This is a genomic window from Dokdonella fugitiva (genome assembly GCF_014138265.1).
Classification (GTDB): domain Bacteria; phylum Pseudomonadota; class Gammaproteobacteria; order Xanthomonadales; family Rhodanobacteraceae; genus Dokdonella_A; species Dokdonella_A fugitiva_A.
The window spans coordinates 116,109-140,918 of record NZ_JACGXL010000003.1 but is presented as its reverse complement, the minus strand read 5'-3'; the positions used below and the strand labels follow the sequence as shown (position 1 = coordinate 140,918).

Annotated in this window: 15 protein-coding genes and 2 tRNA genes; 16 read left to right on the top strand and 1 reads right to left on the bottom strand. The window is 69.6% G+C overall.

Annotated elements, in window-relative coordinates; genetic code table 11:
- Positions 1-76: 76 nt before the first annotated feature.
- Entirely contained in the window at positions 77-340 is a 264-nt protein-coding gene (rpsT, locus tag FHW12_RS11005) for a 30S ribosomal protein S20 (RefSeq protein WP_182531083.1), read from the bottom strand.
- A gap of 167 nt (positions 341-507) precedes the next feature.
- Between rpsT and murJ the strand changes: the two genes are divergently transcribed.
- From murJ to recD, 16 genes are all read left to right on the top strand, one after another.
- Positions 508-2,115, top strand: a complete 1,608-nt coding sequence (murJ, locus tag FHW12_RS11000; protein WP_182531082.1) for a murein biosynthesis integral membrane protein MurJ — start codon at positions 508-510, stop codon at positions 2,113-2,115.
- Positions 2,116-2,164: 49 nt separating this feature from the next.
- Positions 2,165-3,124, top strand: coding sequence for a bifunctional riboflavin kinase/FAD synthetase (locus tag FHW12_RS10995; protein ID WP_182531081.1), 960 nt, complete (start codon positions 2,165-2,167; stop codon positions 3,122-3,124).
- A complete protein-coding gene (gene ileS / locus FHW12_RS10990; RefSeq protein ID WP_182531080.1) occupies positions 3,121-6,033 on the top strand; it encodes an isoleucine--tRNA ligase in 2,913 nt (970 codons plus the stop codon). Before FHW12_RS10995 ends, ileS begins: the two co-directional genes overlap by 4 nt.
- Positions 6,033-6,533, top strand: coding sequence for a signal peptidase II (gene lspA, locus FHW12_RS10985; RefSeq protein WP_182531079.1), 501 nt, complete (start codon positions 6,033-6,035; stop codon positions 6,531-6,533). The genes ileS and lspA overlap by 1 nt, the downstream gene beginning before the upstream one ends.
- A gap of 7 nt (positions 6,534-6,540) precedes the next feature.
- A complete protein-coding gene (ispH, locus tag FHW12_RS10980; protein WP_182531078.1) occupies positions 6,541-7,488 on the top strand; it encodes a 4-hydroxy-3-methylbut-2-enyl diphosphate reductase in 948 nt (315 codons plus the stop codon).
- Positions 7,489-7,615: 127 nt separating this feature from the next.
- On the top strand, positions 7,616-8,254 hold the full coding sequence (locus FHW12_RS10975; protein WP_310735223.1) for a GspH/FimT family pseudopilin: 639 nt from the start codon (positions 7,616-7,618) through the stop codon (positions 8,252-8,254).
- A 14-nt stretch (positions 8,255-8,268) separates the two neighbouring features.
- Positions 8,269-8,793, top strand: coding sequence for a type IV pilus modification protein PilV (gene pilV / locus FHW12_RS10970; RefSeq protein ID WP_220484419.1), 525 nt, complete (start codon positions 8,269-8,271; stop codon positions 8,791-8,793).
- Positions 8,794-8,816: 23 nt separating this feature from the next.
- Complete coding sequence (locus FHW12_RS10965) at positions 8,817-10,151, top strand: PilW family protein (protein ID WP_182531075.1); 1,335 nt, start codon at positions 8,817-8,819, stop codon at positions 10,149-10,151.
- 10 nt (positions 10,152-10,161) lie between these two features.
- Positions 10,162-10,845: a pilus assembly PilX family protein gene (locus FHW12_RS10960; RefSeq protein WP_182531074.1), complete on the top strand. Its 684-nt coding sequence runs from the start codon at positions 10,162-10,164 to the stop codon at positions 10,843-10,845.
- A 23-nt stretch (positions 10,846-10,868) separates the two neighbouring features.
- Positions 10,869-15,014 (top strand): pilus assembly protein, encoded by a 4,146-nt coding sequence (locus FHW12_RS10955; RefSeq protein WP_182531073.1) that lies wholly within the window; start codon positions 10,869-10,871, stop codon positions 15,012-15,014.
- Between the two features lie 58 nt (positions 15,015-15,072).
- On the top strand, positions 15,073-15,483 hold the full coding sequence (locus tag FHW12_RS10950) for a type IV pilin protein (RefSeq protein ID WP_182531072.1): 411 nt from the start codon (positions 15,073-15,075) through the stop codon (positions 15,481-15,483).
- 88 nt (positions 15,484-15,571) lie between these two features.
- Positions 15,572-15,647, top strand: a tRNA-Thr gene (locus tag FHW12_RS10945).
- Between the two features lie 77 nt (positions 15,648-15,724).
- Positions 15,725-15,799 (top strand) — tRNA-Val (locus FHW12_RS10940).
- A 137-nt stretch (positions 15,800-15,936) separates the two neighbouring features.
- Positions 15,937-19,377, top strand: a complete 3,441-nt coding sequence (recC, locus tag FHW12_RS10935) for an exodeoxyribonuclease V subunit gamma (protein WP_182531071.1) — start codon at positions 15,937-15,939, stop codon at positions 19,375-19,377.
- Positions 19,374-22,994 carry a UvrD-helicase domain-containing protein gene (locus tag FHW12_RS10930; protein ID WP_182531070.1) on the top strand — a complete coding sequence of 1,207 codons (3,621 nt, stop codon included), beginning with the start codon at positions 19,374-19,376 and terminating at the stop codon, positions 22,992-22,994. Before recC ends, FHW12_RS10930 begins: the two co-directional genes overlap by 4 nt.
- Complete coding sequence (gene recD / locus FHW12_RS10925; RefSeq protein WP_182531069.1) at positions 22,991-24,733, top strand: exodeoxyribonuclease V subunit alpha; 1,743 nt, start codon at positions 22,991-22,993, stop codon at positions 24,731-24,733. Before FHW12_RS10930 ends, recD begins: the two co-directional genes overlap by 4 nt.
- Positions 24,734-24,810 lie beyond the last annotated feature (77 nt).

Below are 24,810 nucleotides of genomic sequence, written 5' to 3'. Positions count from 1 at the left end.
CGCCGCGCTCACGGGGACCCTGAAAACGAAGAAGCCGGCTCGCGCCGGCTTCCTCGAGACAACGACCGCGGATCGCTCAGGCGAGCGACTTGATGTGCGCGGTCAGGCGGCTCTTGTGGCGAGCGGCCTTGTTCTTGTGGATGAGGCCACGCGCGGCGTAGCGGTCCATCACCGGCTCGGCGATCTTCATCGCGGCCTCGGCTTTCGCCTTGTCCTTCGCTTCGATCGCCTTCACGACATTCTTGATCGCCGTGCGAACCATCGAACGCGCGCTGGCGTTGCGCTGGCGGTGCTGCTCGGACTGGCGCGCACGCTTCTTCGCGGACTTGATGTTGGCCAAGGGGAAACTCCAGTAGACGGGTTCGGAAAAAGACTGCGAATTATGCCGGTTGGGCCGATCATCGTCAATCGGGCCAAGTGCGCGCGCCAGCGGTTCCCCGCCGGCGTCGCGGCACGTTGCCGGCGGCGCGTCGCGCTGCGCGCGGCACGTCCGGCGGAGGCCGTCGCATGAGCCGGCCGAGCCTGCTGCGCTCGATGCTGAGTTTCAGCGGCGGCACCTTCATCTCGCGCATCCTCGGCCTCGTGCGCGAGCAGGCGATCGCCTACGCGTTCGGCGCCAACGCGGCGACCGACGCGTTCTGGGTCGCGTTCCGCATCCCGAACTTCCTGCGCCGGCTGTTCGCCGAGGGGTCGTTCTCGGTCGCGTTCGTGCCGGTGTTCACCGAGGTCAAGGAGACGCGCAGCCACGAGGACCTGCGCCAGCTCGTCGCCCGCACCGCCGGGACGCTCGGCGGCGTGCTGTTCGTCGTGACTGCGCTCGGCATGCTCGGCGCGCACTGGGTCGCCGCAGGTTTCGCCCCGGGCGCGATCGATGAACCGGCGAAGTGCGCGCTGACGACGGACCTGCTGCGCGTGATGTTCCCGTTCCTGCTGTGCGTGTCGCTGACCGCGCTGTGCGGCGCGGTGCTGAACAGCTTCCACAAGTTCATGCTGCCGGCGCTGACGCCGGTCATCATGAATCTGTGCATGATCGCCGCCGCGTTGTGGTGGTCGAGGGCGTTCGACGTGCCGATCATGGCGCTCGGCTGGGCGATCCTCGCCGCGGGCATCCTGCAGCTGCTCGTGCAACTGCCCGCGCTCGCGAAACTCGGCCTGCTCGCGTGGCCGCGCTGGGGCTGGCGCCATGCCGACGTGCGCCGCATCCTCACGTTGATGGTGCCGACCCTGTTCGGTTCCTCGGTCGCGCAGGTGAACCTGCTGCTCGACACGCTGATCGCGTCGTTCCTGATCACGGGTTCGCAGACCTGGCTCACCCAGACCGACCGCCTGCTCGAGTTCCCGCTCGGCATCTTCGGCGTCGCGCTCGGCACGGTGATCCTGCCGTCGCTGTCGCGCCATCACGTCGCGACCGACCGCGAAGGTTTCGCGAAGGCGCTCGACTGGGGCCTGCGCACCGCGCTGCTGATCTCGGTGCCGGCGATGCTCGCGCTCGTGCTGCTCGCCAAGCCGCTGCTGGCGACGTTGCTGCAGCACGGCCGCTTCGGCGCGCACGACGTCGAGATGGCCGCGCTGTCGCTGTCGGCGCTTTCGTTCGGCCTGCCCGCGTTCGCGCTGGTCAAGGTCGTCGCGCCAGCGTTCTACGCGCGCCAGGACACCAAGACGCCGGTGCGCGCGGGCATCGTCGCGATGATCGTGAACATGGTGCTCAACCTCGTCTTCGTCGCCTTACTGTTCCAGCTCTGGCATCGACCGGACGACCTCGCCGACGGTTGGCTCGCGGCGATCGCGAAGGTGCCCGGGCTGCACATGGGCCTCGCGCTCGCGAGCGCACTCGCGAGCTACCTCAACCTCGCGCAGCTCTGGCTTGCGCTGCGTCGCGATGGCGTCTACGTGCGCCAACCAGGCTGGGGGCCGCACCTGGTGCGCCTCGCCGCCGCATGCGTGGCGATGGTCGCTGTGCTCGGCGTCGGCCTCTGGCAGTGGCCGGAGTGGGGCGGCTGGGACACCGGAACGCGCGTCGTCCGCCTCGGCGTGCTCGTCGGCGGTGGCGGCGCGACCTTCCTCGGCGTGCTGTTCGCCTGCGGATTCCGCCTGCGCGACCTGCGCGGCGTGTGAACGGTTCGACGGGCATCGCATGCTGCGGCGCAGCGGCTATACTCGCTCGATGAGCCTGCTTTTCCGGGATGCCGCGGGGCCGAGCCTGGCCCCGGGCGGCAGCGTCGTCTGCGTCGGCGCGTTCGATGGCGTGCACCTCGGCCATCGCGCGCTGGTCGCGCGCGTGCGCGAGCGCGCGCTCGAACAGGACCTCGTGCCGCTCGCGATCAGCTTCGAGCCGATCCCGCGCGAGTTCTTCGCGCGCGGCACGCCGGTGCCGCGCCTCGCGAGCGCGCGCGAGAAGATCGCGCTGCTCGGTGCCGCCGGCGCGTCGCGGCTGTTGTCGTTGCGTTTCGACGCGAACCTCGCGGCGATGCCCGCGGAAACCTTCATCGAGGACGTGCTGGTCGGTCGTGCCGACGCGCGCGAAATCTGGGTCGGGGCGGACTTCCGCTTCGGCCACGCGCGGCGCGGCGACGTCGCGCTGTTGCGCGAGTGCGGCCACCGCCTCGGCTACAACGTCGAGGTGATGCCCGACGTCGCCAGCGACGGCGTGCGCGTGAGCAGCAGCGCGATCCGTACGTTCCTCGGCGCCGGCGATTTCGACGCCGCGGCGCGCCTGCTCGGCCGGCGTTTCGCGATCGGCGGCCACGTCGTGCGCGGCCAGCAACTCGGTCGCAAGCTCGGCTGGCCGACCGCGAACATCCGCCTCGGCCGGCGCACGTCGCCGGTGGCCGGCATCTTCGCGGTACGCGTGCACGGCGTCGAGGCGCAGGCACGCGCCGGCGTCGCCAGCCTCGGCGTGCGCCCGACCATCGACGGCGGCGGCGAGCCGCTGCTCGAAGCCCATCTGTTCGATTTCGACGGCGACCTGTACGGCCGCCGCATCGAGGTCGAGTTCGTGCAAAAGTTGCGCGACGAGGCGAAGTTCGACGACCTCGACGCGATGGTGCGACAGATCGATCGCGACGCCGCGCAGGCGCGCGCGATCCTGCACGTCGCCCGGCCATCCAGCGGAGTGCATGCGTGAGCAAGGACTACAAGGACACGATCAACCTGCCGAAGACCGACTTCGCGATGAAGGCGGACCTGGCCAAGCGCGAGCCCGCGATGCTCGCCGAGTGGGAGCACGCGGATCGCTACGGCGAGATCCAGCGTCGCGGCGCCGCGCGCGAGCACGCGTACATCCTGCACGACGGTCCGCCGTACGCGAACGGCGTGATCCACATCGGCCACGCGGTCAACAAGATCCTCAAGGACGTCGTCGTCAAGTCGAAGCTGCTCGCCGGCCTGCGTTCGCCGTACGTGCCGGGGTGGGACTGCCACGGGCTGCCGATCGAGGTCGCGGTCGAGAAGGAGGTCGGCAAGGTCGGCCAGAAGGTCGACGCGGCGACGTTCCGGCGCAAGTGCCGCGAATACGCCGAGAAGCAGATCGACCTGCAGCGCGCCGACTTCAAGCGCCTCGGCGTGCTCGGCGACTGGAACAACCCGTACCGCACGATGGATTATCGCTACGAGGCGGACACCATCCGCGCGCTCGCGAAGATCCACGCGAACGGTCACGTCGTGCGCGGCTTCAAGCCGGTGCATTGGTGCTTCGACTGCGGCTCGGCGCTGGCCGAGGCGGAGATCGAGTACGCCGACAAGGTGTCGCCGGCGATCGACGTCGCCTACGACGCGCGTGATCCGAAGGCACTCGCCGCGACGTTCGGCGTGACGATCGCCGACGGCGACATCGTCGCGGTGCCGATCTGGACGACGACGCCGTGGACGCTGCCCGCGAGCGTCGCGGTCACGCTTGGTCCCGAACTCGAGTACGCGCTCGTCGAAGGTCCGGTGCGCGCCGGCCGCCGCGTGCTGCTCGTCGTCGCCGACGCACTCGCGCCGGCGGCGCTCGCGCGCTACGGCGTCGACGGCGTGCGCGTGCTCGGGCGCGCGAAGGGCGCGGCACTCGAGAACCTGCTGCTCGAGCATCCGTTCTACGAGCGCGATATCCCGTTGCTGCTCGGCGACCACGTGTCGGCCGAGGACGGTACCGGCGCGGTGCACACGGCGCCCGGTCACGGCGTCGAGGACTTCGCGGTCGGCCAGAAGTACGGTCTGGTCGAGAAGTATCCGGCGTCGGTACTCAACCCGATCGGCGGCAACGGCGTCTACCTGCCGGGCACGCCGATCGTCGAGGGGCAGTTCATCTGGAAGGCGAACGACGTCATCGTCGAGCTGCTGCGCGAGCGCGGCGTGCTGCTCGCGGCGGCGAAGATCACGCACAGCTATCCGCATTGCTGGCGCCACAAGACGCCGGTCGCGTTCCGCACCACGCCGCAGTGGTTCATCAGCATGGAGAAGGAAGGCTTGCGCGCGACGGCGCTGAAGGCGATCCGCGACGACGTCGACTGGTTCCCGGCCTGGGGCGAGGAGCGCATCGCCGGCATGATCGCGGGGCGCCCCGACTGGTGCATTTCGCGCCAGCGCACGTGGGGCGTGCCGATCGCGCTGTTCGTCGACAAGGCGACGCAGCAGCCGCATCCGCGCAGCGTCGAGCTGATGGAGCAGGTCGCGCGACGCGTGGAGAAGGACGGCGTCGACGCGTGGTACGCGCTCGATCCGGCCGAACTGCTCGGCGCCGAGGCAGCGGACTACGACAAGGTCACCGACATCCTCGACGTCTGGTTCGACTCCGGCACCTCGCACTGGTGCGTGCTGGACCAGCGCCCGGAACTCGCGCGCAGACCCGGTGACGAGGTCATGTACCTCGAAGGATCGGACCAACATCGCGGCTGGTTCCATTCCTCGCTGCTGACCTCGGCGGCGATGTTCGGCCGCGCACCGTACGACGCCGTGCTCACGCACGGCTTCACGGTCGACGCGCAGGGCCGCAAGATGTCGAAGTCGCTCGGCAACGTGATCGCGCCGCAGAAGGTCGTCGACACGCTCGGCGCCGACGTGCTGCGCCTGTGGGTCGCGTCGACCGACTACCGCAACGAGATCGCCGTCTCCGACGAGATCCTCAAGCGCGTCGCCGATTCGTACCGGCGCATCCGCAACACCGCGCGCTTCCTGCTCGGCAACCTCGACGCGAGCGAGCGCCCGGCGAGCGAAGATTCGAAGGCGTTCGATCCGACGCGCGACCTGCTGCCAGTGGAGGATTGCCTGCTGCTCGACCAGTGGGCCGTGCAGCAGGCGTACGACGTGCAGCAGGCCGTCGTCGCCGCGTACGCGCTCCACGACTTCCCCGAGGTCGTCGCGCGCGTGCAGAACTTCTGCACCAACGAGATGGGCGCTCTCTACCTCGACATCACGAAGGACCGCCTCTACACGATGCCGGCCGACAGCCGCGGCCGGCGCAGCGCGCAGTCGGCGATGTACCGCATCGTCGAAGCGCTCGTGCGCTGGATCGCGCCGATCCTGTCGTTCACCGCGGAGGAGATCTGGCCGCTGGTCCCGGGCAAGCGCGATGCGTCGGTGATGTTCGAGACGTGGTACGAAGGGCTCGCCGCGCTGCAGGGTTCGCCCGAGCAGCGTCGCTGGTGGGCGGACCTGCTCGCGATCCGCGGCGGTGCGGCGCGCCTGCTCGAGGGCATGCGCGGCGCGGGCGCGATCGGTGCGTCGCTGCAGGCGGAAGTCGTCGTGCACGCCGACGCGGCGACGCGTGCGCGCTACGCCGAGGTCGCCGACGAGCTGCGCTTCTTCTTCATCACCTCGAGCCTCGAACTCGCCGACCTCGCGGCATTGCCGGATCCGGACGGCCGCACCGACGTGCAGGGCGTCGACCTCGACGGTGCGCAGGTGTGGGTCGGCGCGAAGCCGAGCGACGCGCGCAAGTGCATCCGCTGCTGGCACTACCGCCACGACGTCGGCACGCACCCGGAACACCCGGAGATCTGCGGGCGCTGCATCGAGAACGTCGACGGCACGGGCGAAACGCGGCGGTGGTTCTGATGGCCGCGCGACCGAATGCGCTCGCCTGGCTCGCATTGTCGCTGCTCGTCTTGGCGCTCGACCAGTTGACCAAGCACATCGCGCTGGTCGAGCTGCGCCCGTACGAGCCGCATGCGGTGATCCCCGGACTGCTGAACTGGACGCTCGCGTTCAATCCGGGCGCGGCGTTCAGTTTTCTCGCCGGCGAGAGCGGCTGGCAGCGCTGGCTGTTCGCCGTGCTCGCGATCGGCGTGAGCACGCTGCTCGCGGTGTGGCTGTCGCGCACGCCGCGCGCCGACTGGCGCAACGCGCTGCCGCTGTCGCTGATCATCGGCGGCGCGGTCGGCAACCTCGTCGACCGCCTGCGTTTCGGCCACGTGACCGACTTCGTGCAGGTGTACTGGGGCGACTGGTCGTTCCCGGCGTTCAACGTCGCCGACTCGGCGATCTCGGTCGGCGCCGTGCTGCTCGCCGTCCTCGGCCTGTTCTTCGGTGGGAAAGCCGCCGCCAAAGGCGGATAATCGCCGCATGGAAGTCCTGCTCGCCAATCCCCGCGGATTCTGCGCCGGTGTCGACCGCGCGATCGAGATCGTCGAACGCGCGCTCGAGACGTTCGGCGCGCCGATCTACGTGCGCCATGAAGTCGTGCACAACCGCTTCGTGGTCGATCGCCTGCGTGCGAAGGGTGCGCTGTTCGTCGACGAGCTGCACGAAGTGCCGGACCGCGCCACCGTGATCTTCAGCGCGCACGGCGTGTCGCAGGCGGTGCGCGGCGAAGCGGCCGAGCGCGGCCTGCGCGTGTTCGACGCGACCTGTCCGCTCGTGACCAAGGTGCACATGGAAGTCGCGCGCCACGGCAAGGCCGGCCGCGACGTCGTGCTGATCGGCCACGCGGGCCATCCCGAGGTCGAAGGCACGATGGGGCAGTGGGACCCGGCCAACGCCGGCGCGATCCACCTGGTCGAGACGCCCGAATGCGTCGACTCCCTGCAGCCGCGCAACCCGGAGCACATCGCGTTCGCGACGCAGACGACGCTGTCGATCGACGACACGCGCGCGGTGATCGAGGCATTGCAACGGCGCTTCCCGGCGATCCAGGGCCCGCGCCACGACGACATCTGCTACGCGACGCAGAACCGTCAGGATGCGGTGCGCAAGCTCGGCCAGCAGTGCGACCTCGTGCTCGTCGTCGGCTCGCCGAACAGCTCGAACTCGAACCGGCTGCGCGAACTCGCCGAGAAACAGGGCGTGCCCGCCTACCTCATCGACGGCGCGGCCGACATCCGGCCGGAATGGCTGCGCGGTCGCACGCGCGTCGGCGTGACCGCGGGCGCGTCCGCGCCGGAGAGCCTCGTGCGCGAGGTCGTCACGACGCTGCGCGAGGCGGGTGCGGCCGGCGTGCGCGAACTCGACGGCGAGCCCGAGAACGTGACCTTCGCCTTGCCGAAGGAACTGCGCCTGCGCGTAGTGGCCTGATCGCACGGCAAAAACCGCCGATCCGGCGCCGCTCGTCCGGCAATTCCTACCTTGCGACCGCGCTCGCTTGTCCGTCGCGGGGGACCTGCGTAGGGTAGCCTCAACCAGGGGCCTGCCGGGGAAAACGATGCTCGATTCACGACGCCAAGGCCTGTCCGCAGACCACCGGTCCGCGCACGGCTTCACCTTGCTCGAGTTGATGGTCACGGTGGCGATCGTCGCCATCCTCGCCGCCATGGCGTTCCCGAGCTACCGCGAATTCACGACGCGGATGACCACGAGCAACAACACCAACGAACTCATCGGCGCGCTCAACCTCGCCCGTTCGGAGGCGGTCAAGCGCGGTCGCCAGGTGGCGGTGATCGCGATCAATGGCAATTGGGCGAACGGTTGGCAAGTCGTCGCCGGCAAGGCGGACGCGACCGGAGCGATCGCCGCGCCCGCCGCGCCGGGCACGACGGAGGCCACCTGCCGGGGTTACCTGGACTTCGACGGCGCCACGCCGCTGTGCCCGCGTTTCAATGGCGCGCTGCCGAACACGTACTACATCCTCGGCAAGGCAACCGGTGCCGGAGCGCTCGATGACCGGGTCGTCTTCGGCAGCTCGGGGGCGCTCGTCGGCTCGGCCAGCAACTTCGATTTCAGCGTCTGTCGCCCAAGCGCGCATGCCGACTCGAATCAGTCGCGCCACATCAACGTGCGCGCCTCCGGAATCGTAACGACCAATCGCGGGACGAGCGGTTCGCCCGCCGGCCCATGCAGCTGACGCGGAGACTTGGCATGCAGCCTGTCGCACGACGTGGTTTCACACTGCTGGAAGTGCTCATTGCGCTTCTGGTCTTCAGCCTCGGCTTGCTCGGCCTGGCTGGCCTCATGGTGGTGTCGGTAAAGACGAACCAGAGCGCCTACCTGCGCACGCAGGCGTCATTCCTGGCCCAGTCGATGGCGGATCGCATGCGCGCCAACACAGGTCAGATCAACGCCTACGCCGGCGACTACGACGCGTCGACGGCCTCTGCGCCGGGCGCCCCGGATCCGTGCGGGACGGCCGCCTGCGATCCGAGCCAGCTCGTGGCGCGCGATCGGTCAGTGTGGAGCGGCCAGCTCGTCCAGTCGATGCCGACGGGGGTCGCCGCACACATCGAATGCAACGGCACCGTGCTCGGCACGCCGGCGACGAGCGGCGCAGCCACGTACGACGGCACCTGCTCGTTCCTCATCCAATGGGCCGAAGCGAACCTCGATCGCACCAGCAATTCCACCGCCCCACCCACGCAGACGTTCGCATGGGTATTCCAGCCGTGAGCCTTCCGACCATGACCCGCCTCATGCCCACGACGTCCTTCGCCAGACAGCGGAATTCCGGCTTCACGCTGATCGAGATCATGGTCGCGCTCGCGCTCGGCCTGTTGCTCAGCATCGGCATCATCAGCTTGTTCGGCAACACGAGCAGGACGAATCGCCTGCAGAACGGCCTGGCCCGTTTGCAGGAGAACGGTCGTTTCGCGGTGACCAGCATGGAAACCGACCTGCGCATGACGAGCGCCCAGTACTGCAGCAACTTCGCCGGTTCGGCCGCTCCGGGAACGGTCGTGCCGGTGCTGCCGTTGCGTGCTCCGGTCGTGCTCGCGCCGAGCCTCGGCTTGTCCGACCCCGGACCCGGTGCCGGCGATGCGAGCCTGGCCACGCTGAACAGTATCGATAGCAGCGGCTACCCGTCGGTTGCGGCGGCGACGGCCGGCTACATCCTGAGTCCGCGCTACTTCGTGCAGGGCTATTCGTGCACGACCGGTTCCTGCACGCCGAACGGAATTCCATCGGGCCTGCCGCCTGCGGGGACGAACGTGGACCAGCGCCAGCGGGGCAGCGACGTGCTCACGATCCGCTACCAGCGCGGGACGGGGTGGTCGTTCCTTTCCTCGAACGCAGCGGCCGATGCATCCTGCGCGACGGGAGCGACGCTGCGGCTCAACCCTCAGACAGGCGACGATCTGCTCAATTTCAGCGCCGGCCAGCTCGCGCTCGTCACCGACTGCATCAATTCCAGCATCGTTCCCGTCGGTTCCGTCGCCGGCAACGTCCTCACGCTCGGCAACCTGACGTCGGGATCGGGCATGTGCCTGAACTCGGGCAGTCACGACATGCGCGTATTCAACTTCTCGAGCGACTTCAGCACCGTCACGTACTACGTCCGGCTCAAGGCCGATCCAAGTCCCGACGCGCGGCCCAACAGCTCGACCAGTGCAGCGCGCTTGATCCCCGTGCTCATGCGCCGCGAGAACGGCGTCGAGCAGGAACTCGTGCAAGGCGTCGACCAGCTTTCGTTCCGCTACGGCGTGCAGGACGCGACGGGGCGCACGCGCTTCTTCAGCGCCGCCGAGATCGAGGCGGGTGCGGGCGGCCTGCAATGCGCGCCGCCGCCCGACGGCGTGACGAACGAACCGGGATGCATGTGGCGTTCCGTTCGCCTCATCGAGGCGCACCTGCTCGTGAACACGGTCGACGAAATCATGAACCTCGACCCGACCAGCAGGGGCTATCACTTCCTCGGCATCGACTATGCGACGACCGACGCCACGCTGCTGCCCTCCGGCCTCAAGGCAGGCAGCATGCTGCGTCGTGAATTCATCGCGTACGTGTCAAACCGCAACTACAACTTCTGAGCCTGCTGCCATGACCCACCGCATTCCGACGATGACGACCGGCCGGCACCAGCGTGGCGCCGTCCTGTTCGTGGCGCTCGTGTTCCTGATCCTCATCACGTTGCTCGCGTTGACGGCGACGGGCACGTCCATCCTGCAGGAGAAGATGACGGGCGGCATGCGCAACCGTCAGCTCGGACTCATGGGATCGGAGAGCGCGCTGCGCGGCGGCGAAGCCTTGTTCACGACGGCCGGCTACATGGGCAGCAACCCGTTGCCGAAGTGCGCGCCGACACCGTCCAGCGGCAGCGTTTGCGCCTATCCGGTCGCCCAGGCCTCCCTTTCGACCGCGACGACCACCGGCGCGCAACTGTCGCCCACCGTGCAGTCGTTCCGCACCAAGCCCTCGTGGGTGGCGGCCCCCGGTGGAACACCGACCTACGCGCATACGTTGACCGGTTTCAGCGGCGACGAGGAGACGGCATCGCTGCACGCGCAGCCGATCCTCATGATCGAAGACCTTGGCACGGACACGGCGCCGGGACTCGGCCAGCAAACCGAGTCGAGGGATTCGGAATACCAGCGCGGCCGATTGCTCTATCGCATCACCGGACGCAGCCAGGGCGGCAGTGGAGCCGTCGTGCGCGTCACCGAAAGCACATATTCGGCGATCGCGATCGGCAACGCGGGCGCCAACCCGGGCGCCACCCCGTGAGCCAGAGACAGAGGACCGAGATCATGCACACGGCTCGACATATCCGATTCCTGGCACTGGCCGCGCTCAGCGGTGGCATGTGCCTTCTCGCCGCACCGGTACAGACGGCGCGCGCCCAGGCGGTGATCGCCCCGGGCACGACCGACCTGCTGATCACGCCGCCGGAACTGACCGCCTCGGTCGACCCGAACATCGTCGTGACATTCGACGATTCGGGCTCGATGGCGAGCCACTACATGGGTGACGGCCGGCCGTTCGACAATTCCGGCTGGGCGGCGCCGTGGGGCTGCGCGGGCGTGATCGACCCGCGCGTGGCGACTGCCGGCGACATCCGCACGCACGCGATGAACGGTGTCTATTACAACCCGAACGTACTTTACGTGCCGCCGGTGAAGGCGGACGGCACGTCGTTCCCGAACACCGATGCGACGCTCGCTGCGGTGCTTGCCGACGGCATCGCGGTCAATCGCCCGCTGAGTCCGGTGACGCCGGCCGCGGCCGCCTACAACAACAATCCCGACGATGCCGGCACCGGTGACGACAACCGCCGGACGATCATCAATGGCGTCAAGGGCAGCAGCGACCGGCGCTGGATCTGCGGCTTCGGCAGCTATCCGACCGCGTTCGCCGGCGGCGAGAACGTGAACAACGGGGGTCCGTACTACTACCGCCTGAAGACAGGCGTGTCGGTCCCGGTCGATGCATTCGGCAACCCCACCGCGACCGGCCGCACCAACCTGTACACCGCGTCGAACTGGGAAGCCGTGCTGATTCCCAATACGACCGCGACGATCGAAGGCGTGACGATCAACCAGTGGCAGAACTTCGCCAACTGGTATTCCTACTACCGCACGCGCAACCTGATGACGCGTACCGCGCTGTCGCGCACATTCGCCAAGTTCGGCGGCAACGTGCGCGTCGCCTGGCAGAACATCAACGACGGCACGTTCGCGTTGCCGTCGACCGCGATCATCACCAAGCTGCTCGACAAGGCCGGCGTCTCCTGCAGCACGACCAGTCCGTCCACGACATTCGCGACCGGGGCGCAGCCCGACTGCTATCGCAGCGCGTTCTTCAACTGGGTATTCCAGACCGGTGCGAGCGGCAACACGCCCGATCGCCTGGCGACCATCCGTGGCGGCGAGTTCTTCCGTCGCACCAATACCGCGAACCTGCTCGATCCGTACTACCAGTTGCCCGACACCACGCTCGGCATCACCACCGGTCGCGAACTGTCGTGCCGCCAGAACTTCCACATGCTCGTCACCGACGGTTACTGGAACGAAGGCAATCCGAGCGCGCCGTCGGGCTTCTTCGACGTGCAGGGTACGCGCACGTTGCCGGACGGCGTCGCCTTCGCGCACGACGGGCCGTCGCGCGTGTTCTGGGACGTACCGGTGTCGACGAGCGGCAGCTGCGGCAGCAACGGCAGCACCGACTGCTATCCCTCGCTCGCGGACATCGGTTTCTACTACTGGGCCAAGGATCTGCGCACCGACCTGGCCAACAAGGTCAAGCCGTACCTGCCGGACAAGACCACCGGCATCACGGGTTCGACGCCGGTCGGCGCGGATCCGCTCGCGAACATGGAGGTCTACTTCAATCCCGCCAACGACCCCGCGTCGTGGCAGCACGTCGTGCAGTTCATGGTCACGCTCGGTATCGCCGGCAAGCTCAACTACGCGGACGATCCCGATTGCGGCAACGCGAACAGCGACCTCTGCAAGTTGCGCAAGGGACAGGCGAACTCGACCGGCTCGACCGGTTGGCCGATCCCGGCGCGCAACGATCCGCGCGCGATCGACGATACCTGGCACGCCGCCGTGAACTCGCGTGGTTCGTACTTCAGCGCGAGCAACCCGGGCGACCTCGTCTCGCATCTCGAGGCGATCATCAACAGCGTGCTCGCGCGCGGCGCGTCCTCGACGCCGCTGTCCGTGTCGCTGCCGCTGCTCGCGGTCGGTACGACGGGCTACAACGCGGGTTACGACAGCAGTGACTGGTCCGGCTCGCTGGTCCGCGAACTCATCGATCCCGCCACGGCGCAGCCGGGCGCGAACGCCGTCTGGGACGCCGGCTGCAAGCTCACCGGCGGCACGTTCGATACCGGCTTGCGTCGTTGCACGCAGCCGCCCGGCGGACCATGGACTTCGCCGCCTGGCTACCCCGGCACGGCACGTGCGCCCGATACGCGTCGCATCTTCACTTCGACGCGCGACGGTTCCGGCAACGGCCTCGGCATTCCGTTCCGCTGGAACACGTCCACGCTCGGCACCGCATTGGTGGACGGCCTCAACCAGAAGCCGACCGACGCCACCCTCTGCAGCGCCAGCAACACGGTCGCGTGCGACGCGTTCGGTAGCCAGCGCGTGGACTACGTCCGCGGCCTGCGCATGAACGAGGCGACGACGTCGCCGCACTTCCGCACGCGCAGCTCCGTCTTCGGTGCGGTCATCAACTCCAAGCCGCTGTACGTGTCCTCGCCGCGTGCCGGCTTCTACGACATCTATCCGGTCGGCTCGCCCGAGCAGTCGGCGTTCGCCGCCAACGCGAACAACGGCTACGCAGCGTATCAGTTCAACCAGCGCGCACGTGCGCCGATGGTGTACGTCGGCTCGAACGACGGAATGCTCCACGCGTTCAACGCGACCACGGGCGACGAGAGCTGGGCGTACGTGCCGAACACCCTGATCCAGAATCGTCGTCTCGCGCGTTCGACGGCCGATACCGCCGGCCTCACGCCTGGCGTGGATGCTCCGCCGCTCGAACAGGACGTTTTCGTCAACGGCGCGTGGCGCACGTACGTGATCGGTACCATGCGCCTCGGTGGCCGCGGCGTGTTCGCGCTCGATGTGACCAACGTTCCGGTCAGCGGTACCAGCGAAGCGGCGCTCGCGCCGAGCATCGTGAAGTGGGAGTTCAACAGTGGTCCGACGCGGGCGCCCGCGAGCGTGCCGTCGCCCGACCCGGTGTGCGCCGAAGGCGCGACGACGTGCCCTTCGCTCGGCTACACCTACGACTCCACCAACGTCGCGCGCATCCACAAGGACAACAAGTGGGTCGTGCTCGTGTCGAGTGGCTATTTCCCCTCGCGGACCGGCGACGCGGCCATCCCCGACGATGCGAGCGAGCCCGCGGCGAAGCACACGTCGTTGCTCGTCATCGATCTGGTGACCGGCAAGCTGATCCGCGAGATCCGCACCGACATCGCGCCGCAGACGCGTCCGGCCGGATTCAAGACGTTCGGCTTGTCCACGCCGGTCGTGTACGACGTCGGCGCCGATCAGGTCGACGACTACGTCTACGCGGGCGACTTGGCCGGCAACCTCTGGCGATTCGACATCAGCAGCACCGATGCGAGCTCCTGGAAGGTGGACCTGATGTTCACGACCTACGGAGACGGCGGCGCCACGAACGCCGGTGACCAGCCGATCGTCTTCAACCCGACGGCGATGCGCGATCCGGTCACGCGTCGACCGATCATCCTGGTCGGCAGCGGCAAGTACCTCGGCCGCGACGACCGCACGAGTTCGATCCCGCAGCAGGCCTTCTACGGCATCCGCGATTTTGCCGGTTCGTCCTCCTACCCGATCCGCGTGAATCAGCTCGTGACGCAGACGATCACGCAGGCCGCCGTCGACAGCAACGGCATCGGGCTGCGCTCGGTCACGGGCTACACTGCACCGACCGGCAGCGTGCCGAGTGCGACGCCGAACATGATCCTCAAGGCACTCGACGGCGCGACGGGCAAACCGATCCGCGTTTCCGTCAAGGCCAACGGGTGGCGCATTCCGTTGAACATCGCGGCGGAAGCGGGAGAACGTGCGGACCGCCGCGCGATCCCGGACTTCAGCCCGAATGTCGCGGCGCTCTACTCGATGATCCCGATCGGCGACGACCCGTGCGATCCGGGCCGGCGGTTCGGCGTGATGTTCCTCGATGCAGCGACGGGCGGAGCGCTCTCGGCGACGGGAACCGGCAAGGTCGGCGTCGCGCTGCGCAATCCGACGCCGATTCCGGATCCGCTGATTCGCGAAGGCGGTGGCGAAATCATGATTCCGGGATTGCCGCCCGCGATCAGCGGATTGATCAATGATGCGATCAAGCAGGCGTACACGCCGGCCCCGTGGCACCGCGGGGCGTGGAAGGAATTGCTCGATCTGCAGTGACTATGGCAGGCCGCCCGCGAATCCGCGGGCGGCCCTCTCAGGAATGGGGATGCAGCACATGAATCGGAAAAGCAGGGGATTCACCTTGATCGAGCTCGTCGTGGTGGTCGCGATCATCGCGATCCTCGCGGCGATCGCATATCCGAGCTACCGCAACTACGTCCTGCGCGCGCACCGCGCGGACGCCAAGGAACTGGCGATGCGTATCGCATCCGCCGAGGAGCGTTATTTCACCAACCTGAACCGGTATACGTCCGACATCACGGGTGCGACGGGCCTGAACATGTCGAGCACGTCCGAGAAGAGCTACTACACCGCAGCAGTGCAGACCGGAAACGGCAACCAGACCTTCGTATTGACGTTGACGCCGCAGGGGATGCAGGCGCCCGACAAGTGCGGGAAACTCACGATCAACAACACCGGCTTCAAGGACAAGACCGGCAACGAAACCAACGGCAAGTGCTGGTGATTGCCGAGGCGGTCGGCAGGGATCCCTGCCCGGGCGGTGCGGCGACGGTTGTAGCCGTGCCGCCGAATGTCTATACTCCGCGCCCCTCGCCGGAGTAGCTCAGTTGGTAGAGCGGCGCATTCGTAATGCGTAGGTCGGGGGTTCGATTCCCTTCTCCGGCACCAATCGTCGTATTCGAACGCAGGGCCCGCTGCCGGCGTTCGCGATTCGCTGGCGCAGACGCGTCCGCGAACGGCGACCCGGGCGGTTAGCTCAGCGGTAGAGCATTGCCTTCACACGGCAAGGGTCGCAGGTTCGATCCCTGCACCGCCCACCAATCACGAATGCGGCCCTCCGGGCCGACGCGACGCGAAACCGCCTTCGGGCGGTTTTTCGTTTGCGGACCGCGGACCGTCTTGCGCGGCGAGACGTGTGGCCGCTACAAGGTCGTCCTGACCCGTGGAGGAAACGCGCTTGAGCGAGCAGGGACTGATCGTCCATCGCGGCAGTCGCGTCGAGCGGCTGGCGCAGACGCTTGCGGCGCGTCTCGAGGCGGACATCCCCGACGATCCGCTGCAGCCGCAGCGCATCGTCGTCGCCCATCCGGGCATGCAGCGCTGGTTGCTCGGCTTCCTCGCGCGCCGGCGACCGGCGGCCGGAGGTCATCCGATCGCGGCGAACATCGAAACCGTCCTGCCGTGGCAGTGGTTGCTCGGTTGCGCGCGCGAGTTCGAGCAGGCGGCGCCCGCGCGGGACGAGGTCTGGCGCCAGGACGCGCTGCGCTGGCTCATCCTCGACGCGCTGGAGCAGATGCCGTCGGATGCGGTTCCGTCCGGCGACACCGACGCTCGCCGCCGGTTCCAGCTCGCCGACCACATGGCGGGCGTCTTCACGCAGTACCTGATCTACCGCCCCGACTGGATCCGCGAGTGGGAACGCGCTTCGCGGATCGCGCCCGACTGGCAGGCCGCGCTGTGGCGCGAGGTGCGCGCGCGGACCCAGGCACCGCATCGCGTCGATCGCATGGATCGGCTGCTGCATGCGCTCGCACGTGCAGGCGACGAGCGGCCGCCGTTGCATGTATTCGGCGTGAGCCATCTCGCGCCCGACCTGCTCTCCGCATTGCACCTGCTGGCCGCGCGCAGCGAAGTGCACGTGTATTTCCCGGATCCGTGCCGCGAGCACTGGAGCTACCTGCGCAGCCGGCGCGAATTGCTGCGCCTCGATGGTGATCCGCAGGCACTGTACTTCGAGGTAGGCCATCCACTGCTCGTCGCGCTCGGTCGAGTCGCGCAGGACTTCTGCCTCGTGCTCGACGAAGCCGACGCCGCCGACGAGCGCGACCCGCTCGACGACGGCGAGGTCGTGCGCCCCGACGGAGCGCTGCTCGAGCGGGTGCAGGCGAGCATCCGTTGCATGCAGCCGGATGACGTCGGCGCCGCATTCCGGCAAGCGCTGCCCGGCGGCTTCGCCGGACTCGATGCGCCGACGCGCGACGACGTGCTCTGCGCGCGCCTGCTGCCATTGCGCGCGGACGCGAGCCTGCGCGTGCACGCGTGCCATACGCGCCTGCGCGAACTCGAGGTGCTCAAGGACGCATTGCTGCGCGCGCTCGCCGACGATCCGCGGCTGCGGCACCGGGACGTCGTCGTGATGGCGCCGGACATGGCCGCGTACGCGCCGTACCTGGCCGCCGTGTTCGGCGAACCGGCGCGTCACGCCAGCGATCCGCTGCACGTGCCGTGGCACGTCGCCGACATCGGCCTCGCCGGTTCGCATCCGCTGATCGGTGCGTTCACGCGCCTGCTCGATCTCGCCGAGAGCCGGTTCGCGGTCAGCGACGTACTCGGCCTGCTCGACGTGCCGGCGCTCGCGCGTCGCTACGGCTTCGACGAGGCGCGACGCGAGACGCTCGAGCACTGGCTGCGTCGCGCCCACGTCGCCTGGGGCCTCGATGCCGCGATGAAGCAGCAGGCGGGCGGCGCGGCGATCGACGCGAACTCCTGGCAGTTCGGTTTCGACCGCCTGTACGCCGGCCTCGTCGTGGGGAACGAGGCGGACGATGCGCTCGTCGACGGCGTGCTGCCTCTCGACGGCGTCTCCGGCGGCGCGACCGGCGCGATCGGTCAGCTCGACCGCCTGCTGGCGGAACTGCGCCGGCTGCGCGCGGGCTTCGCGCACGCGCGTACGCTCGCCGACTGGAGCACGTGGCTCGCCGAGCGCGTCGACGCGCTGTTCCTCGTCGATCCACGCGACGACGCGGAGCGTGCCGCGGGTGACGCCCTGCGACGGCGCATCGCCGAGCTGTCGCGGCAGGCGCGCGACGCCGCCTTCGTCACGCCGCAGCCGTGGCCGGTCGTGCGCGAAGCCCTGCTCGGCATGCTCGCCGAATTGCCGGACCGGCAACCGTTCCTGCTCGGTGGCGTGACGTTCTGCGGACTCGTGCCGCAGCGTTCCATTCCGTTCAAGCTGGTCTGCCTGCTCGGCATGAACGAAGGCGAGTTCCCGCGCAGCACCGCCGATGCGGGACTCAATCGCATGTCCACACATCCGCGCCGTGGCGACCGCGACACGCGCAGCGAGGACCGCTACCTGTTCCTCGAGGCGCTCATGGCGGCGCGCGAGCGCCTGCACGTCAGCTACGTCGGCACCGGCGTGCACGATGGCAAGCCGCGCAACCCGGCCTCGCCGCTCGCGGAACTGCTGCAGTTCCTCGATGAGCAGCACGCGATCGCGACGCCTTCCGCGAGCGCGCGCCCCTGGCTCGTCGCGCATCCGTTGCAACCGTTCGACGCCCGTTATTACGAGCGCGATGCATCGGGCGCGCCCGCGCACGACGAACGCCTGTACTCGTACGACGCGACTTGGCTCGTGCCCGCGCGCAGGGAGGCAGGCGCGCAAGCCCCCTTCATCGAGCCCGCATCGCCGGCAGGCATCGTTGCGCGGAACGGCGAAGTGTCACTGCAGGCGTTGCGGCGCTTCTGGCGCGATCCGGCGCGCGGCGCGCTCGATGCGGCGGGAATCAGCCTCGACACCCTCGACGACGAAGCGTGGCCCGATCGCGAACCGCTCGAGTCGCGCGTCGCACCCCTCGAACGGTTCGACCGACGCCTGCTGTCCGACGCGCTGGCGGCCGGCGCGGCCGACCTGCCCGAAACCCCGCCGCGCTGGCTCGCCGGATCGGGCCAGTTGCCGGTCGGTGCGATCGGCGCCGCGACGTACGCGGGCGTGCGCGCGGCCGTCACGCCGATGCTCACCGCCGCGCGTGAGTGGCTGGATGGCGCCGCACGCGCGGGCGTGCAGGCGATCGACATCGATCTTGGCGACGGCGTGCGCCTGGCCGGGCGCATCGACCGTCTGTTCCGCCGTGACGATGGCCGACTGTTGCTGTTCGACGCGAAGCCCTCCGGCGAGTCGGGCCTGCGCGAGTGGCTCGCGTTCCACATCGACTGGGCCGCGCTCCGCCTCGCCCGTGGCGATCGCACGGCAGCGGCGTTCTTCGATTACGACAAGGCGCGCGGTCGCGCCCGGACGCCGCCGTGGCTCGACGCGATGCTCGCCCAGGATCCGGAGCACCTTCAGGCGGGCCTGCGTCGGCTCATCGAGCTGTGGCTCGGCAGCGAGCGCCAGCCACTGCTGTTCTTCCCGCGCACCGCGTGGGCGTACGCCACCACGGTGCCCGAGAAACGCGTCGACGCGGCGCGCAAGGCGTGGCTCGGTGACGAGAACGAGCGCAAAGGTGAACGCGACTACGCGCCCGGCCATGCACGCCTGCTCGCGCGCGACCTCGACCTGTTCGACGACGCTTCGGCCGCGCATGCCGCGTTCGACGCCGCCGTCGCCGCCGTCGCGGACGTGCTCGATCCCGCACACGCGGTGCTGTTCGCGTCGCCACGACAAGGACGCGTCACATGACGACGCCCGCGCACGTTCCGCTGCAACCGCTCGACTGGCGCACGATGGCGCTCGGCGGTCGCACGCTCATCGAGGCGAGCGCCGGCACCGGCAAGACCTGGAGCATCGGACTCGTCTACTTGCGCCTGCTGCTCGAACGCGACGTCGGCGTCGAGCACATCCTCGTCACCACATTCACGGTCGCCGCCGCGCAGGAACTGCGCGAGCGCCTGCGCCAGCGCATCGTCGAGGCCGAGCAATGGCTGCAACGCCACGTCGACGACGCTACCGATGCGTCGGCGCCGACCGAGTCGCCGCTCGACGCGTATCTCGCCGAGCGCTGCCGCGAGCCGGGTTGGGCCGGGCGCGCCTTGCGCCGCATGCGCGTCGCGCGCGCCGACATCGATCGCGCGCCGATCTCGACGATCCATGCGCTGTGCCAGCGCATCCAGCGCGACTTCCCGCTCGAGAGCGGGGCGGCGTTCGGCGAAGAGCGCCTCGTCGTCGACGAGGACCTGCGTCGCGAATGCGTCGAGGATTTCTGGCGCCGCCGCTACCTCGATGATGCCGTCGACGCCGACGAGGGCGGGGCGTTGTTCCGCGACGGGCCCGAGGGCCTGTTGCGCGATCTCGGCACGATCGCCGCGTCGGGCGACGACTGGATCGAACCCGACGGCCTCGCGGCACTGCCGGATCGAGTGGCGCGCCTGGCGACCGCGGAGCACGTGCAGGAGCTGCGTCGACTCGCCGGCGACGGACGCCTGTACGACGGTCGCAAGCGCGCGCTCGCCGAGCGGCTCGCCAGGGCCGCGACGGCCCTCGCCAACGCGCCGGTTTCGCTCGAAGCGCTCGCGGACGCGCTCGACGACTACTTCACCGACGCGAAGATCGAGCATCAGCAGTCGCCGACGGCCCCGTTGCGACTGCGTGAGCATCCGCTCGTGCGCGAGCTGCAGGCATTGCGCGAGACGCTCGCCGCGCGAACGGTCCTCGCGCGCGGCCGCGTGATCGCCGCGGCCGCGCAGGCGTGCCGCAGCGGAATTCCCGAACGCGCGCAGCGCCGCGGCGTCGCGACGTTCGCGATGCTCGTCGATCGCATCCACGCGCGCCTCGCCGACGCCGTGCACGGGCGCGTACTCGCGGACCGCCTGTTCGCTGCGTTCCCGGCCGCGCTCATCGACGAGTTCCAGGACACCGACACGCGCCAGTACGCGATCTTCGATCGCATCTATCGCGACGCCGGCGGCGGCGAGCGCGGCAGCCTCGTCATGATCGGCGACCCGAAGCAGGCGATCTACGCGTTCCGCGGCGGCGACATCGGCGCCTATCTCGCGGCGAGCCGGCAGGCCGGCGCGCGCCACTCGCTCGCGACCAACCAGCGCTCCGCGCGCCGCCTCGTCGACGCGCTCAACGCGCTGTACGGCGAAGGCGGCGGCTTCGGCACGTCCGGCATCGACTACCAGCCGGTGAGTGCGGCTGGCCGCGCCGACCGCCAGCCCTATTGCATCGACGGCGTGCCGCTCGCGCGCCCGCTCGTCGTGCACCTGTTCGGCGGCGCCTGCACGGACGGCAAGCCGCCGGCGCTGGCGCGAATGCACGAACTCGCGCTCGACGACTGTGCGAACGACATCGCCGAGCGCCTGCGCGATCGCTCGCGCACGATCGACGGCCGTCCACTCGTACCCGGCGACGTCGCGGTGCTCGTGCCGACCAACCAGGACGTGCTCGCGATGCGCCGCCGTCTGCGCGAGCGTGGCGTACCGTGCGCAGGTGGCGGACGCGGCAGCGTGTTCGACGGCGAGGCCGCCGCCGATCTCGAATTGCTGCTGCACGCCGTGCTCGACGCCGAGGACGAGCGCGCGGTGCGGGCGGCGCTCGCGACGCGCCTGCTCGGTGCCGATCTCGCCGCGCTGGAGCAGTGGGCCGCGCGGCCGGCTGCGTTCGAGCGCGAGATCGAGCGATTCGCCGAATGGCGCGAACTCGCGCGCCGGCGCGGCGTGCTCGCGCTGCTGCGCGCGGTGCTGGAACGACGCGCGAGCGCCGTGCTCGCAGGCGCCGACGGCGAGCGCATGCTGACGGACCTGCGCCATCTCGGCGAGCTGCTCGCGGCGGAAGAGGCGCGCCAACACGGCCTCGAGGGACTGATCGCCTGGTTCGCGACGATCCGCCGCGACAAGGGCGACGACGACACCGCGGCGACCGACGCGCGCCAGCTGCGCATCGAGAGCGACGCCGCGCGCGTGCAGATCACCACGATCCACGCCAGCAAGGGCCTCGAGTATCCGATCGTCTACCTGCCGCTCGCGTGGCGCGTGCAGGATCTTTCCGGCGCGCGCATGCCGCGCGTGCTGCGGTTCCGCGACGAGGCGGGGCGCCTGCGCATCGACGTCGGCTCGGCCGACTTCGTCGCGAATCGCGCGCGCCATCATCGCGACGCCCTCGACGAGCGCCTGCGTCTCCTCTACGTCGCTCTGACGCGCGCGGTGCACGCGCTGCACGTGTACTGGGTCGATCGCGGCTGCGTGCCGGACGACGGCCAGGTCGACGCCGCGCAGGCGTGGAGGGTGCCGGCGATCGACGTGCTCATCGATGCCGCGCGGCGGCGCGCCGGAACCGCGCGCGGCGAGCAGGGCGTGCGCGAGTTCGCGCTGGGTACGGCGGTCATCGACGTCGTCGGTCCGTGCGCCTCGACGCCCGGGTGGCGCGCGCCGTACGAGGAACCGGATGCGCCGCGCACGGTGCAGGTGCCGGCGCCTGCGTTGCGCCGCTTCGAATGGCAACACAGCTTCAGTTCGATGATCCGCGGCATCGCCGCGCGCATGCAGGATGAAGCCGGCGCGTCGGACGAAGCGACGGCGATCGATACGGATGTCGACGAATCGACGATCGAGGATCCGCGCCTGTCCGCGCTGCAGGAATGGCGCGGGCCGCGCTTCGGCGACGCCGTGCATGCGATGTTCGAACGGGCCGAGCCGCAACCGCTGTGGCCGACGCAGCGAACGCTGATCGAGCACGAACTGCTCGCGCAGGGTTTGCGCGTCGCCGCGGGCGACGCCGACGCGGTCGAGCGCATCGGCCGCATGATCGATCGTTGCCGCACGACCGACCTCGGCGGAGGCCTGCAACTCGCCGCGTTGCGGGACGGGCAGCGCGTGGTGGAATTCGAGTTCCAGTTTCCCGCGAACGAGGTGTCGGTCGCGCGCCTGCGCACGCTGTGCGAGCAGCACGGCGCGCCGCATGTCGTGCCCGCCGTGCTCGATCGACCCGTATTGAACGGCATGCTCGGCGGCTTCATCGACCTCGTGTTCGCCTGGGACGGCCGCTATCACGTGCTCGACTACAAGACCAACTGGCTCGGCATCTCGCTCGCCGACTATTCGGGCGCGGCGCTCGACGACGCGATGCGCGCGCATCACTACCCGCTGCAGGCGCTGCTCTACACGGTCGCGCTGCACCGCTACCTGCGAGCGCGGCTGCGCGGGTACGAGCCCGCGCGTGACCTCGGCGGCAGCTGGTACCTGTTCGTGCGAGCGCTCGGATTCGAACCCGGCAGCGGCCTCTGGCGCCGGCAGTGGCCGACCGCGCTGATCGAGGCGCTCGACGACGAATTCGCCGGTGCCGGCGAGGTTGCCGCATGAACGTGCCCGCGGAACGCGCGCTCGATCTCGGTCTTGCCCAGTGGGTGCGCGAGCGCACGGGTTCCGACGCGCTCGCGCGCGCGGCGCAAGCCGCGAGCGCCGCCGAAGGGGAAGGCCACGCGTGCGCGCGCCTGGTCGGGTTAGACGACGCCGGCATCGATACCTTGCGCCGCCACGCGTGGGTCGGCGCCGGCGACGCGTTCCGCCCGTTCGTGCTCGATCAGGAACGCCGCTTCTGGTTGTGGAGGAACTGGCGACACGAGCAGCGCCTCGCCGATGCGCTGCTCGCGCGCTGCGCCGCGCGCGCGCATCCGCTCGCCGACGCCGTGCTCGCCGTCGACATCGCGACCTTGTTCGACGGCAGCGACGCCGAGCACACGGCCGACCAGCGCGCGGCGGTCGGCGCGGTCGCCGGCTCGCGCCTGTTCGTGCTGACCGGCGGCCCCGGCACCGGCAAGACGACGACGGTCGTTCGCATGCTGCTCATGTTGCTGCGGCATGCGCGTGCGTGCGGTTTGCCCGAACGACCCCTCGTCGCCCTCGCGGCGCCGACCGGCAAGGCGGCGCAGCGCCTCGCGCAGGCGATCTCGCGCGGCAAGGACGATCTCGCGCCTCGCCTCGCCGGAAGCGCGTTCGATCGCCAACTCGATGCGATCCCGCACGAGCAGGCGCAGACCCTGCACCGCCTGCTCGGCTACCAGCCCGCGCGCAACCGCTTCGCCTACGGCGTCGAGCATCGCGTGCCGGCCGATATCGTCGTCGTCGACGAAGCGTCGATGGTCGATCTCGCGACGATGCGCCAGCTGGTCGAGGCATTGCCGACGTCGTCGCTGCTGATCCTGCTCGGCGACCCCGACCAGCTCGCGTCGGTCGACGCGGGTTCAGTGCTCGCCGACGTCGTCGCTGGCGCCGCGTCGCCGGCGTCGCCCCTGCACGGGCACGTCGCCACGTTGCGGCGCGTGTGGCGCGCAGGCGGCGACCTGCAGCGCGCGATCCAGGCCGTGCGCGACGGTGACGCGGGCGGGATCGAACGTGCGCGCGACGCAGCCGAAGGCGCGTCGTTGCGTGCGTGCACGGATGCGGCGGCGCTGCACGCGTGCGTCGACGCATGGCTCGATCGGCATGCGGCGGCGCACGCCCGGCTGTTCTCCGACGCGATCGACCCTGCTTCGGCCTTCGCCGTGTTGCGCGGCAGCCAGGTGTTGTGCGCCTTGCGCGAAGGCCGCTTCGGCGCCGCCGGCGTCAATGCGCGCATCGGCGAGCGGCTCGGCGTGCGGCACGGCTTCGACGCGGCGCAGACCTGGTATCACGGTCGTCCGGTCATCGTCACGCGCAACGACTACGCCCACGGCCTGTTCAACGGCGACGTCGGCATCGCGCTCGCGGGCGAGGCCGGCGTGCGCGTCTGGTTCGAGACCGCGGCGCGCGAAGGCGAAGCGCTGCGCAGTTTCTCGCCGCGGGTGCTACCCGCCTGCGAGACCGCCTGGGCGATCACGATCCATCGCAGCCAGGGCTCCGAGTACGACGACGTTGCGGTCGTGCTGCCGCCCGACCCGCAGCACCGGCTGCTCAATCGCGAACTCGTCTACACCGCGATTTCGCGCGCACGGCGGCGCGCCGAACTCTGGGCTACCGCGGCGGCGCTGCAGGCGGCCGTCGCGCGCCGCGTCGAACGCCACGGCGGTTTGCGCGCGCGCCTCGCCGGGTCGCCGCAGCCGCAGCAGGGCAGCCTGTTCTGAGGCCTGCCGCGGCATCTGGAGACTCGGGCGCCGCACTGCTAACCTCGCATCCCTCCCGCCGATACGAAACGGTGGCG